General features: G+C 54.3%; 13 protein-coding genes. 8 read left to right on the top strand and 5 right to left on the bottom strand.

The features are described from left to right. The first annotated feature begins 1 nt into the window (after position 1). The 8 genes from ACT6RZ_RS02795 to ACT6RZ_RS02760 all read left to right on the top strand — a co-directional run bounded on the left by ACT6RZ_RS02795 (position 2) and on the right by ACT6RZ_RS02760 (position 5,361). Positions 2-574, top strand: a complete 573-nt coding sequence (locus ACT6RZ_RS02795) for a MauE/DoxX family redox-associated membrane protein (RefSeq protein WP_444700669.1) — start codon at positions 2-4, stop codon at positions 572-574. Continuing rightward, positions 567-1,202: a methylamine dehydrogenase accessory protein MauD gene (gene mauD / locus ACT6RZ_RS02790; protein ID WP_442585501.1), complete on the top strand. Its 636-nt coding sequence runs from the start codon at positions 567-569 to the stop codon at positions 1,200-1,202. Before ACT6RZ_RS02795 ends, mauD begins: the two co-directional genes overlap by 8 nt. 37 nt (positions 1,203-1,239) lie before the next feature. After that, positions 1,240-1,803, top strand: coding sequence for a methylamine dehydrogenase (amicyanin) small subunit (mauA, locus tag ACT6RZ_RS02785; RefSeq protein ID WP_442585502.1), 564 nt, complete (start codon positions 1,240-1,242; stop codon positions 1,801-1,803). A gap of 81 nt (positions 1,804-1,884) precedes the next feature. Further along, a complete protein-coding gene (mauG, locus tag ACT6RZ_RS02780) occupies positions 1,885-2,853 on the top strand; it encodes a tryptophan tryptophylquinone biosynthesis enzyme MauG (protein WP_444700668.1) in 969 nt (322 codons plus the stop codon). A gap of 25 nt (positions 2,854-2,878) precedes the next feature. Beyond that, on the top strand, positions 2,879-3,385 hold the full coding sequence (locus ACT6RZ_RS02775) for a methylamine utilization protein (protein ID WP_444700667.1): 507 nt from the start codon (positions 2,879-2,881) through the stop codon (positions 3,383-3,385). Beyond that, the gene (gene napG, locus ACT6RZ_RS02770; protein ID WP_444700666.1) at positions 3,342-4,022 is read left to right on the top strand and encodes a ferredoxin-type protein NapG; all 681 of its coding nucleotides are present in this window, start codon (positions 3,342-3,344) and stop codon (positions 4,020-4,022) included. Before ACT6RZ_RS02775 ends, napG begins: the two co-directional genes overlap by 44 nt. 10 nt (positions 4,023-4,032) lie before the next feature. Then, positions 4,033-4,884: a quinol dehydrogenase ferredoxin subunit NapH gene (gene napH / locus ACT6RZ_RS02765; RefSeq protein ID WP_444700665.1), complete on the top strand. Its 852-nt coding sequence runs from the start codon at positions 4,033-4,035 to the stop codon at positions 4,882-4,884. Positions 4,885-5,013: 129 nt separating this feature from the next. Next, positions 5,014-5,361, top strand: coding sequence for a c-type cytochrome (locus ACT6RZ_RS02760; protein ID WP_444700664.1), 348 nt, complete (start codon positions 5,014-5,016; stop codon positions 5,359-5,361). Between the two features lie 53 nt (positions 5,362-5,414). Here the strand turns inward: ACT6RZ_RS02760 and ACT6RZ_RS02755 are convergent, their stop codons facing one another. From ACT6RZ_RS02755 to kdpA, 5 genes are all read right to left on the bottom strand, one after another. Then, positions 5,415-6,116: a response regulator gene (locus tag ACT6RZ_RS02755; protein ID WP_444700663.1), complete on the bottom strand. Its 702-nt coding sequence runs from the start codon at positions 6,114-6,116 to the stop codon at positions 5,415-5,417. Positions 6,117-6,118: 2 nt separating this feature from the next. Continuing rightward, the gene (locus ACT6RZ_RS02750; protein ID WP_444700662.1) at positions 6,119-8,863 is read right to left on the bottom strand and encodes a DUF4118 domain-containing protein; all 2,745 of its coding nucleotides are present in this window, start codon (positions 8,861-8,863) and stop codon (positions 6,119-6,121) included. A 134-nt stretch (positions 8,864-8,997) separates the two neighbouring features. After that, positions 8,998-9,579 carry a potassium-transporting ATPase subunit KdpC gene (kdpC, locus tag ACT6RZ_RS02745; protein ID WP_444700661.1) on the bottom strand — a complete coding sequence of 194 codons (582 nt, stop codon included), beginning with the start codon at positions 9,577-9,579 and terminating at the stop codon, positions 8,998-9,000. A gap of 36 nt (positions 9,580-9,615) precedes the next feature. Beyond that, positions 9,616-11,670 (bottom strand): potassium-transporting ATPase subunit KdpB, encoded by a 2,055-nt coding sequence (gene kdpB / locus ACT6RZ_RS02740; RefSeq protein ID WP_444700776.1) that lies wholly within the window; start codon positions 11,668-11,670, stop codon positions 9,616-9,618. A gap of 44 nt (positions 11,671-11,714) precedes the next feature. Continuing rightward, complete coding sequence (gene kdpA, locus ACT6RZ_RS02735) at positions 11,715-13,505, bottom strand: potassium-transporting ATPase subunit KdpA (RefSeq protein WP_444700660.1); 1,791 nt, start codon at positions 13,503-13,505, stop codon at positions 11,715-11,717. Positions 13,506-13,563: the final 58 nt, after the last annotated feature.

Here is a 13,563-nt window from a genome sequence, read left to right as displayed (position 1 = left end):
TATGGACGCTATGCTGAATGATCCTACGGTTGCGATATTTGCGTCACTGTTTCTGGCGTTGATCCTCGCAGCGGCAGCAATTCCCAAGCTTCGCAGCCAGGATGAGTTCCTGGGCGTGGTGGCGAACTACAAACTGTTGCCTGGCTTTCTGGTTGCACCCTTTGCAAAGTTATTGCCATGGGTGGAACTGGGCTGCGCAATCGCCTTGCTGGTGCCTGCACTGCGCCCGGTCGCTGCCAGCGTAGCTGCTGGCTTGTTCATGATGTTTGCGATTGCGATCGCCATCAATGTCGGCAGGGGACGTACGCATATTGATTGCGGTTGCGTCAGACGTCCGACCAGCATGAGCCGTATAGGCATGTTCCATGTCTTGCGCGCACTGGCGCTGTCTGGAGTCAGCCTGTATGCGGTCGCTGTGCCACTGCAAGCAACTGGCATCACGCTTGAAACTGGCCTGATCGGCCTGGTATCGGCGGTCATGCTGTCTTTGCTCTATCTGGGCGCTGACATGATCGTTGGTTTTCCAACTGCAAAAAACAATTTAGATATTTATAAAGGAAATACAAATGAGTAACGGAATCTTGATTGCTTCAAATGTACTGTTATGGGGTTCTTTTTTGGCACTGGCCGCGTTAATGCTGGGAGTCATCCGTCAGATCGGTTTACTGCATGAAAGATCTGCGCCATTAGGTGCAATGATGATTGATAACGGACCTGATGTCGGCGAGCGTTCACCAGTCTTTAATGCAAATACCTTTGATGGTGAGTCTGTCATGGTTGGCCGTTCTATCACCCCGGGCCGTCCTAGCTTACTGATGTTTACCGGCCCGTCATGCCCTATCTGCCAGAAGCTGTTGCCTATCATCCGCTCAGTAGCCGGCATTGAGGAAACCGATGTGGTGCTGATCAGTGATGGTACCCAGGCTGAGCATCGCCAGTTCCTGCAAGACCATCCATTAGATGGCGAGCTGTATGTTGTTTCCGCAGAAATCGGTATGCGTTACCAGGTTTCCAAAGTGCCTTACGGCGTGCTGCTGGATCAGGATGGCAAGATTCTGGCAAAAGGGCTGTGCAACACCAGAGAGCATGTAGAGAGCCTGTTTGAAACCATTCGTCATGGTCACTCAACGTTGCAGAATTATCTTAAAGATGATTCCACCGCGACCAAATTCAAAAAAGTAACCGCGAACAAAGTGCATTAATCACCTATTCGCGATCAATACGGAGAGAGTAATCGAAATGAAAAACAACACTGGGTTTGACTCAAAAATTGAGAAGCTGGCACGTGGTACGGCCAGCAAGACAGGAAGACGTAGTTTTATTGGCCGCCTGGGCGCCTTTATCGCTGGTTCAACTTTATTACCGCTGCTGCCGGTAGATCGCCGCTCCCGTTTGGGTGGTGAAGTGCAGGCGGCAACAACGGGTAACCTGACCAGAGCTGGTTTTAAACCACAGGATAAAGATCCCAGGGCGTGTGACTACTGGCGCCATTGTACGATAGACGGCAACTTGTGTGACTGCTGCGGCGGTACCTTGACTTCTTGCCCGCCAGGCAGCAGCTTGTCTCCAAGTTCCTGGGTGGCCAGTTGCTTTAACCCTGGTGATCAGCAGACTTACCTGATCGCTTACCGCGATTGCTGTGGTAAACAAACTTGCGGCCGTTGTAACTGCGTGAACACACAAGGTGAGTTGCCGGTTTACCGTCCAGAGTTCAACAACGACATCGTGTGGTGTTTCGGTGCTGATAATGATGCAATGACCTATCACTGCACCATTTCACCTATCGTTGGTAAAGCAAGCTGATTGCTGATAAGCAAACAGTCTAGTTGTAGAAGAAAAATCAGTATGTTGTTTAGATGCCTGGTTCTAATCGCAAGCACGCTGATGGCGATGGCTACTGTCTGTGCCGCTGAACTTCCTGTCAGGGAAAAATTCAAGCGGCCGGACAGTATACCGGCGCCCCTGTCCAATCCCCTGACATTAGAAAAAGCCGCGCTGGGTAAAACCCTGTTTTTCGATGTGCGCCTTTCCAGGTCGGGGGAGATGGCTTGTGCGACTTGTCACGCACCGGATAAGCGCTGGAGTGATGCACGCGCCCTCCCTTTGCTGGCCGACGGCGTGAAAAATGCCCGCCGCACACCTAGCGTATTAAATAGTGCCTGGTTAAGCGCGCTGATGTGGGATGGCAGAGCCAGCTCACTCGAAGCGCAGGCAGTACTGCCTATCACCACTGCACACGAAATGAATTTTGATCTTGCCAGTCTGGTGAGTCGTTTAAACCAGATCCAGGGTTACAGGCCGCTGTTTCTGCAAGCGTTTGCTGATGCGTCCATCAATCAGGAAAGAGTGACGCAGGCCCTGGCAAGCTTTCAGCGCACGCTGGTTTCTAATCAAGCGCCGTTTGATCTATGGGTCAACGGAGATGAACAGGCGATAGGCGAGGATGCCAAACGTGGTTTTGCCTTGTTTAATGACAAGGATAAAGCCAATTGTGTGGCCTGCCATAGCTCATGGCGTTTCACAGATGACAGCTTTCACGACATTGGTTTATCAGGCAATGACCCGGGCCGTGGTGCTAAAGTGCCAGCCGGGATCACCTTGATGCAATATGCCTTTAAAACACCGTCATTGCGCGATTTATCGATAGAAGGCCCGTATATGCATGACGGTTCCATGCATAACCTGAAGACAGTGATCAGGCATTACAAGAGTGAGGCGATACAGCGCCCCAGCCTTTCCAAAGATATGCGCCAGTTTGAGTTATCAGCGCTGGAAGAAAATGACCTGATCGCGTTTATTAAAAGTCTGGATGGCGGTGCCTTGAATATTCAGGCACCGGCAATGCCGCAATAGCAGGCTGATGGATGGTTAGCAATAGATGAGAAAACGTCGTTCAATATTTTCAGGCTTAACCCGCACCTTGTCGGCGTGGGTAGTGTTGTACGTTGTGCTGATGGGAGCCGCCTTATTTCTGGTCAGCTGTGCCAGTGTAAAGCACGGCAATACTGTCGCGCATACCATGACTCTGTCAGACCATGAGTTTGCGCCTATCGCTTTTGTTCCCAAGCCGGGCGACCAGGTGTTGATCATTAACCGCTCTGACATTTCGCATAGTATTTACGTGACCTACCCGGATGGTTCCATGGTGAACCTGGGCGTACAAACACCGGGCACCACGGTGAGCTGGATGGTGCCCAGCGATGCTCAGGGAGAGTATCTGCTGCAATGCTGGATACACCCTATCATACGCGCAAGACTGTTCGTTAATGTGGCTAATGTTTCTTCCTCGGTTTCAGCGTCTTCAATTGTTTCAACAGGTCTTAGCAACCAGGAGATTTTCAATGGCAGACAAAATATCTGTACCAGCAGAAATAGCCGAACCTGAAAGACGTAAAGTCTTACGCAAGGTATTCCGCAAGTTAGGCGCTGCCACCGTGATCACGGTATTTGGCAAGGCCATTCTGGAGTCACGCCCGGCACGTGCGGCCACTGTATTAAGGCCGCCAGGCGCGTTACCAGAGCTGGAATTCAATGCAGCCTGTATTCGCTGTGGCTTATGTGTTGAAGCCTGCCCGTATGACATTTTGCACCTGGCGACCTGGAGCGATCCGGCACCCACTGGCACCCCTTATTTTGTCGGCCGCGATGACCCTTGCCGCATGTGCACGGATATCCCTTGCGCACGCGCATGCCCGACCGGCGCATTGAGCCCTTTACTGACAGATATCAAAAAAGCCGATATGGGCGTGGCGGTGCTGGTAGGACATGAGACCTGTCTTAATTACAAAGGCCTGACCTGCAGTATCTGTGTGCGCGTGTGCCCTGTCATTGGTGAGGCGATCTCGTTAAAGCCGATTAAAAATGAGCGCGGGTTATTGCAGATCCCCACTGTGGATAGCACCAAATGCACTGGTTGCGGCACCTGTGAGAAACACTGCGTGTTATCTGAAGCGGCGATCCGTGTCCTGCCACGTGAGCTGGGCCTGGGTGTGTCGGGTGCGCAATCGGTGGGGCGCTGGTAAGCAGACATCCATGATGCGCCGTTTGCATGCCATGCTCTATCGCAATCGCTGGCTTTTCAGCCGGCGAGTGTTGCAGATACTCATCATTCTGGCATTTGCAGTGGAGCTGCCTGAGGGCGGCTATTTTGCGCAGGGTAATTTATCCTCCAGTGTCTGGTTCGGTATAGGTTTAACCGACCCCTATATCTGGTTGCAATCCCTACTGGCAGGCGCACCCTTAGGTAAAAGCGCATTGATAGGCATGCTGATCGTGGCCGGTGTATATGCGTTGTTTGGTGGCCGCATTTATTGCAGCTGGGTGTGCCCGATAAACTTGCTGACGGATTTGTCTTACTGGATACGCCAGAAATTGAACATCAAAAACAATTTCACCCTCTCCAAAGATATCCGTGTCTCAATATTGGCCCTGTCACTTATCCTGTCATTGATAGGCGGTACTTTGGCGTGGGAGGCAGTGAACCCCATCACCATGCTGCAACGCGAACTGATGTGGAGCTCCCGGGCTGGCATGCTGGTATTGGCCAGTATTTTCCTGTTCGATATCTTTGTCACCCGTAGAGGCTGGTGCAGCCATTTATGCCCGGTAGGCGCGTTTTATTCAGTACTCGGTCACTATGGCAAACTACGCGTCAAAGCGACAACAGCCGGGGCATGTAATGGCTGCTCAGCGTGTATCAAAGTCTGTCCCGAGCCGCATGTGCTTGCGCCAGTAGTTGCCAAAAAAGCGGACTATGTGACCAATGGCGATTGCACACGCTGCGGTGCTTGCCTGGACCAATGCGCTAGCGGCGCGTTATCCATGAGCCTGAATCTGAAAAAAGCCACCACCTTTAAAGGTATCCCCGTTATTAGCCAGGACTGATCAGCTTTTATAGTCTTGCCGTTTTTTACTATCCGCGCTTCTCGCTACTGCCGATTCTTGCCATTGATCTTCCTCGGCGGCAATTAAAATCCCATCACTGCAATCACTCACATATTCACAGGATTCAATATGCGTACCCAATCACTACATTCATTTGCCCGCATCTCACAGTGCATGGCGGCGCTGCTGGTTGCTGCCACGCTTGGTTTTACGGCGCAAGAAGCACTGGCAGATGGCGCTGCACTGGCTGACAAAGCTGGCTGTATGGCCTGCCATAATGTCGATTCACGTAAAGTCGGCCCGGCCTTCAAGGATGTCTCTGCCAAATATAAAGACCAGGATATACAAGCGACGCTGATCGAAAAGATCAAGACCGGCGGGCGTGGCACCTGGGGCGTGTTACCCATGCCACCTAATGCCGGCAAGCTAAGCGACGAAGAGTTCAAGCAAGTGGTGCAGTGGATCACCAGCTTGTAAATGATGCTCTTGTGCAGGCAACCATCATCCAGTCCGGCTTTTTCCAGCCAGGCTTAAGGCTCCAGCACTATCCTGTAGCCTACCGCGATCTCGGTGATCAGGTGCCGCGGTTGCGCCGGGTCACGTTCCAGCTTGTTACGCAGGTGGCCCATATAGATGCGCAAGTAATGCGCATGTTCGACGTAGGAGGGGCCCCATACTTCATTCAGCAAGGCGCGTTGCGTGAGTACACAGCCGGCCGATCTCAACAGGGCGGTTAACAGGCGGTATTCTAAAGGCGTCAGTGATACCGGCACTTCATTACGGAAAACCTGGCGTTTGATAAAGTCTACTTTGACTTCGCCGAAGGTGATCTGGCTTTGCTGCGCGTTAGGGTTGCTGTCGCGCCTTCTTAAATGCGCCCTTACCCTGGCTAATAGCTCGGCCGAGCCGAATGGCTTGGTGATATAGTCATCCGCGCCGGCATCAAGCGCGCGCACCTTCTCCACCTCGTTAGTCCTGGCTGAGAGCACTATGATAGGCAGGCTGCCCCAGACGCGGATATCCTGGATCAGGTCTACACCGTCCATATCTGGCAGCCCCAGGTCTATGATGGCGATATCGGGCTTGCGGGTGCCGACCTCGATCAGGCCGCGCTTGCCGCTGTCAGCGGTGTAGACGATAAAGTCCTCGGCTTCCAGTATCATGGAGATCAGCCGGCGTATCTGCTCCTCATCCTCCACCACCACGATACAGAATTTTGCGCTTTCACTCATGGTCAGGTTTCCAGTTCATCTATCGGTGGGTGTGGCAGGGGCTGTGGTTTGAGCGGCAGGCTAAACATAAAAGTGGCTCCTTTTTCCTGGTTTTTCTCTGCCCAGATACTGCCGCCATGTGCCTCTATGATGGACTTGCAGATTGACAGGCCCAGGCCGACACCGGGGGTAGCCGATTCACTGCGCCCGCGGGTAAATTTCTGGAAAATACTGTCTTGCATGCCTGGCGGCAGGCCCTGGCCTTCATCGGCCACCGACACGAACACCTGGCTGTTATCGCAATTGGCAGCGATCATGATCCTGGAACCAGCCGCACTGTATTTACAGGCATTATCCAGCAAGTTACTCAACACACGTTCTATCAACACCGCATCCACAAATAACAGCGGGATAGCTTCCATGGGCCTGACGATGATGTGATGCTGCTGCAACACCATGCGCAAGCCATTGATGGCCGAGCCGACGATCTCTTCCAGCACCTGCCAGTCGCTGTTGAGTTTGACCGTGCCGGACTGCAGCCTGGCCATATCCAGCAAATTGAGCACCAGGCTTTGCATGCGGTAAGCCTGCTCATGCAGGGCCGTCACTAGTTCATACTCGGCCGAGCCTGGCTTGAGGCTGTCTTTCAGTTGGCTGGTGCTGCCTATGATGCTGGTCAGCGGTGTGCGCAGGTCGTGCGAGATAGCACTGAGCAAGGAGTTACGCAGGTGCTCAGTTTCCATGGAGATCAGGGCGTCCCTGGCCACCTCCACATAATGTTTACGCTCCAGCGCCAGCCCTATCTGCGCGGCAAAAGTATCCAGCAGCTGCCGTTGCTCGGGCAGCAGGATATCCTGAATATTCTCCGGCAAGATGGCCAGCACGCCGCGGGTGCGCATGGGCGCTTTCAGCGGGATATACAGTATCTTGCTTGAAGGCAGGGTGTCTGTGCCTAGGCCAGCCTGCTGCTGGTGATCATAAGTCCATTGTGCGATGCCTATATCCACGCCTTCCAGTTGCGCAGCGGGAAGATCCAGGTATTTACGCGTGCCTGACATATGCACCACTTGCAACTGCTCATCCGCTCCCGGCGCCAGAATGGCGACACTGGAATCAAACATTCTTGAAACATGGTGGATGCTGACCTCGACGATATGTGTAGTCGTCATGGCCGAAGCGAGCTCCTTGCCTATCTCATACAAGGCAAAGCTGCGCTTTTCACGCGCACTGGCCATCAGGGCCTGCCTTCTTAAAATAGCCGTCAGGTTGCTGATCACCAGTGCCACTGACAGCATGATGGCGAACGTCATCACATATTGCGTATCAGACACCGTGAATGAAAAACGCGGCGGCACAAAAAAGAAATCAAAGGTAGAGACGCTGAGCAGGGAGGCGACTATGCCAGGGCCTTTGCCATAGCGCATGGAGATCAGCATCACCCCCAGCAGATACAGCATGATGATATTGGCCAGCTCAAAATATGGCAGCAACATACTGGCCACCGCAGAGGTGATGGCGCTGATGATCAGGGCCCACAAATAGCCGCGCTGCTTTTGCCGGCTAAAGTGCGATGAAAGCTCACCGGCAGCCAGCGCTGGTTTTTTTGCCTTGCTGGCCGGGTTCTGGCTTTTCATCACGATATGCACATCGATATCGCTTTTCATGCTGGCGATCTGGTCACTGACACTGGGGTGAAACACCCGCGCCAGCAGCGACCGCGTCGGCTTGCCTAGCACAATGCGCGATACATTGTGGCCTAGCGCATATTGCAGCAGGGTGTCGGTGACAGAATCGCCATTCAGGTTGGCAGTGGTGGCACCCAGGCTTTGCGCCAGGCGCAATAGCTCGGTCACCTGCTTGCGCTGTTCCACACCCATCTCATGGGCGGCCGGTGTTTCAATAAACACCGCCAGCCATTCTGCCTTGAGGCTATAGGCCAGCCTGGCGGCCGTGCGTATCAGGTTCTCGGAACCCCTGCCCGGGCCTATGCCCACCAGTATCCGTTCGTGGGTCTGCCACACCTGGTGTATAGACTGATGCTGGCGGTATTCCTGCATCTGGGCATCGACACGGTCGGCGGTTCTGCGCAGGGCCAGCTCGCGCAGCGCGATCAGATTACCCTTGCGGAAAAAATGGCTGGTCGCTTTTTCTGCCTGTTCCGCGATATACACTCTGCCCTCCTGCAGCCGCTGCAACAGTGCTTCAGGCGGCAGATCGACCAGTAATACTTCGTCGGCCAGGTCAAACACGCGGTCGGGTATGGTTTCGTGCACTTTGATACCAGTGATCTGGGCCACGATATCATTCAGGCTTTCTATATGCTGCACGTTCACCGTGGTGTAAACGTCGATGCCGGAAGAAAGTAATTCTTCCACGTCCTGCCAGCGTTTTTTGTGCCGGCAACCTTCTACATTGGAATGCGCCAGCTCGTCGACCAGGATCACACTGGGGTGTAATTTCAGCGCGGCATCGATATCGAACTCTGTCAGCGTCTTATCCCGGTAGGTGATCTGTCTGAGCGGCAGCACAGTCAGGCCTTGCAGCATGGATTCAGTCTCGGCGCGGCCATGCGTTTCAATCACACCTACCAGCACATGCACGTGTTCGCGCATCAGCGCATGCGCGGCCTGTAACATCGCATACGTTTTGCCTACCCCTGCCGAGCTGCCAAAAAACACTTTCAGCTTGCCGCGCAGGCTTTTCTTATCTTCCAGATGCAACTGCATCAGCAGCTGGTCAGGGTCAGGCCGTGGCGTGGATAAGCTCATTCAATATCGATTCTGCTCACAATAATGTTGCTGTTTAAGACAATATAGGCAGTCATTTGCCAGGGCAAGAATAATCTTGGGCGACACGCTTTGCGCCGCTGTCTGCCGCATACACAGTCTGCTATGGTCAGCGCCTATTTTTGCCTGCTGGCCATTTCATCCAGCGCCAGGTTCAGGCCTAGCACATTCAAGCGTGGCTCTCCCAACACGCCAAACTGCCGCGGAATGGTGTTGTTGGCGATCAGGGTTTTTAACTGCGCGCTATCCATATGCCTGGCTGCAGCGACTCTAGCCACCTGGTACAGCGCTGCAGCAGGGCTGATGTCAGGGTCCAGGCCGCTGGCCGAAGCGGTTAGCAACTCCACCGGCACCGACTGTGGCGCACTGTCTGCCGTCTGATATTGCTGGTATCTGGCGACTACCGCATCCGCCAGCGCCGGGTTCAGTGGCCCCAGGTTAGAGCCAGCAGAGGCCGCGGCGTTATTCGGATATGGGCTAGTCGCAGACGGGCGCCCCCAGAAATAGTGCGGGCTATGGAAGTCCTGTCCTATCAATGCAGAGCCTATCACTACACCTTGTTTTTTGATCAGCGAGCCGGCGACCTGGGCGGGGAACAGGCTGTTGCCTATGCCAGTCACCAGTAAAGGATACAACACCCCGGTGATCACTGTCAGGCACATAAACATGACTAGTGATGCGCGTAGAATCTGTTTCATATATTGCCTCTTTTCTATGTCTTAATGGGTGCCTGGTCAGACCAGGCCCAGTGCCACCAAAATCAGATCTATCAGTTTGATGCCTATGAACGGCACCACTATGCCGCCCAGGCCATAGACCAGCATATTGCGCCGCAATAATGCCGCAGCGCCTATCGCGCGGTAGGCCACGCCTTTGAGCGCCAGCGGGATCAGCACAATAATGATCAGGGCATTAAAGATCACAGCTGACAGGATGGCCGACTGCGGTGTCGCCAGCTGCATGATATTCAATGCCGCCAGTGCCGGATAAGTGCTGGCGAACGCAGCCGGAATGATGGCGAAGTACTTGGCGATATCGTTGGCTATGCTGAAGGTCGTCAGCGAGCCGCGTGTCATCAGCATCTGCTTGCCTATCTCCACGATCTCTATCAGCTTGGTCGGGTTGGAATCCAGGTCCACCATATTGCCGGCTTCTTTGGCCGCCTGGGTGCCGGTGTTCATGGCCACCGCCACATCGGCCTGCGCCAAAGCAGGGGCATCGTTGGTGCCATCACCAGTCATGGCCACCAGTTTGCCCTCTGCCTGATACGAGCGGATCAGACTCAGCTTGGCTTCCGGCGTCGCCTCTGCCAGAAAATCATCCACCCCTGCTTCGGCAGCGATAGAGGCGGCAGTGAGCCGGTTGTCGCCGGTGATCATGATGGTTTTGATGCCCATATTGCGCAATTCGGCAAAGCGCTCTTTGATGCCACCTTTAACGATGTCTTTCAGTTCGATGGCGCCAAGTACCCTGGCTTCATCCGCGACCACCAGCGGGGTACTGCCGCGCCTGGAGATATCATCGACAATGCGATTGAGTTCTTCGGGGAAGATGCCGCCCAGGCTCTGTATGTGTTGCCGGATGGCACTGGCTGCGCCCTTGCGTATGACTCTGTGCTGCAAGTTGATGCCGCTCATTTTGCTATGCGCCGAGAAAGGCACGAACACCGCACCTAGCGATCGCATGTCGCGCTCGCGGATGGAGAATCTGTTTTTTGCCAGCACCACTATGCTACGGCCTTCCGGGGTCTCGTCCGCCAGCGACGACAATTGCGCCACATCGGCCAGCGCTTCCTCGCTGATACCCGTGACCGGGTAGAAGGCAGAAGCCTGACGATTACCCAGGGTGATGGTGCCGGTTTTGTCCAGCAGCAGCACATCCACATCGCCGGCGGCTTCCACCGCTCTGCCGGAAACCGCGATCACATTGGCCTGCATCATGCGGCTCATGCCAGCCACGCCTATGGCAGACAGCAATCCGGCAATGGTGGTCGGGATCAGGCACACCAGTAGCGCGACCAGCACCACGACAGAGACTGGCTCGCCTGCACCGCTGACATTGACGCTGAAGATAGAGAACGGCAGCAGGGTGACAGTGGCCAGCAGAAATACGAGAGTCAGTGACACCAGCAAAATGGTGAGCGCGATCTCGTTAGGCGTTTTCTGGCGTTTTGCGCCTTCCACCATGGCGATCATACGGTCCAGAAATGCTTCGCCCGGATTGGCGGTGATGCGCACGACTATCCAGTCCGACAACACCTGTGTACCGCCGGTGACAGCGCTGAAATCCCCGCCAGACTCGCGGATCACAGGCGCAGATTCTCCAGTAATGGCCGCCTCGTTGACAGAGGCTATGCCTTCTATCACTTCACCGTCCGCCGGGATCACGTCGCCTGCTTCAACCAGCACGATATCGCCTTTACGCAGCGAAAGGCTGTCAGCCACACTGATGCTGGCTGATCTGGTGGGGCCGTTTAATTTCTTGGCAGGCACGTTCTTTTTAGAGCTGCGCAAACTGGCCGCCTGCGCCTTGCTCCTGCCTTCGGCGATCGCCTCGGAAAAGTTGGCAAACACCACGGTAGACCACAGCCACAACGTGATCATGCCTATGAACTTGACAGATTCTGCGCCCTGCACGACACAGGCATAAGCAAACAATAGCAAGGTCAGTATGCTGCCCAGATACACCACAAACATCACCGGGTTACGCCATTGTGCCTGCGGTGCCAGGCGCATAAGGGATTGAATGAAAGCAGCTTTAAACTGGTCCAGCGGCAGTAAAGCGGCCATTGATCTTTTCACCATGAATACTCTCCAATAATCTTCTGTTAGCTTTACATCCGGGGTGCGGCCGTCATCAACAGATGCTCTATGCCTGGCCCCAGCGCCAATGCCGGGATATAGGTCAGGGCAGCGACTAAAATGACAGTCGCTATCAGCAAGCCTATAAACAGCGGGCCATGGGTAGGTAAAGTACCCAAGCCAGCCGTGATTCTCTTTTTGCCTGCCAGCGAGCCGGCAATCGCCAGTATCGGGATAATGATGCCGAAGCGTCCTAAGCACATGGCCGCTGATAGCATGTAGTTATAGAAAGGAGTGTTGGCCGATAAGCCGGCAAACGCACTACCGTTATTGTTGGCTGCGGACGAATAAGCATACAAAATCTCACTCAGGCCATGCGCGCCGGGGTTGGCGATGCCTGCCAGGCCTGGTGCGAGCAGCACAGAAATAGCCGTACCGGCCAGCACCAGCACTGGCGTGACCAGGATGATCAGCGCTGACATCTTCATCTCGAAGATCTCTATTTTTTTACCCAGGTATTCTGGTGTGCGGCCTATCATCAGGCCGGCCACGAAAACCGCGATCACGGCGTAGATCAGCATGGTATACAAGCCGGAACCTACGCCGCCAAACACCACTTCACCCAGCTGCATCAGCCACAGCGGGATCATGCCGCCAATCGGGGTGAGTGAATCGTGCATGGCATTGACTGCGCCACAAGAAGCGGCTGTGGTGATCGTCGCGAACAATGCTGAACTGTTGATACCAAAGCGTGTTTCCTTGCCTTCCATATTGCCGCCAGCTTGCAAGGCCGATGCAGAGGTATCTGCACCCAGATGCGACAGCATGGGATTACCGGCTTGCTCTGCCCATATGACGACCGTGGCCAGGACGACGAACAATAGCGCCATCGCGCTGAATATCGCCCAGCCTTGCCTGCGGTCACCCACCATCAGACCGAAGGCATAACACAGCGCCGCCGGGATCAGGAAAATAGCCAGCATCTGCAAAAAGTTGGTCAACGGAGTGGGGTTCTCAAACGGGTGCGCAGAGTTGGCGTTAAAGTAACCACCGCCATTGGTGCCCAGCATTTTGATCGCCTCTTGCGAAGCCACCGCACCCATAGGGATATGCTGGGTTTGCGTGCTGGCGCTGGTGACTGGCGGCTGGCCTTGTGTATTTTGTGCCGCGACTGAATAGCTGGTGGTTTCCAGGGTGTGTGCATCCACATAAGGGTTGAGATTCTGTATCACCCCTTGTTGCATGAACAGGGTGGCTAATAACAGTGAACCAGGCAGCAACAGATACAGTGTGCTGCGCGTCAGGTCTACCCAGAAGTTGCCCAGGCCGCTGCTGGAGTGGCGGGCAAAGCCACGGATCAAGGCCATCACCACGGCGATGCCGGTAGCAGCAGACACAAAGTTCTGCACGCTCAGACCCAGCATCTGCGTGAAATAGCTCATGGTCGATTCACCGGCATAGCCTTGCCAGTTGGTGTTGGTGACAAAACTGACCGCGGTATTGAATGCGGAATCGACAGAGATATTGGCGAGTTGCTCAGGGTTTAGTGGCAGCCAGAACTGCACCAGTTGTAACAAGAACAGAAATACCAAGCCGCTGATATTAAAAGCCAGCAATGCCCAGGCATAGGTCTTCCAGTCCATCTGCTGTTGCGGTGTGATACCGGCCCAGCGATAGATCAGGCGCTCCGGGGCGCCTAGCCACTGACAGTGAGTGGCCCACGGTGTTTCCATCACTTTATAGATCAGGAATCCCACTGGTTTGGTCAGTAGCACCAATACCAGCATGTACAAGCCCAGTTGCATAAATCCGTCTGCAGTCATGTTAAAAATGCTCCGCTTTGATAAGTGCATACACCAGATATACGAACAGAAATCCTGC

It is taken from the genome of Methylophilus sp., assembly GCF_052437885.1.
Classification (GTDB): Bacteria; Pseudomonadota; Gammaproteobacteria; order Burkholderiales; family Methylophilaceae; genus Methylophilus.
The sequence above is the reverse complement of the archived record's forward strand: the minus strand, read 5'-3'. Positions and strand labels throughout refer to the sequence as shown.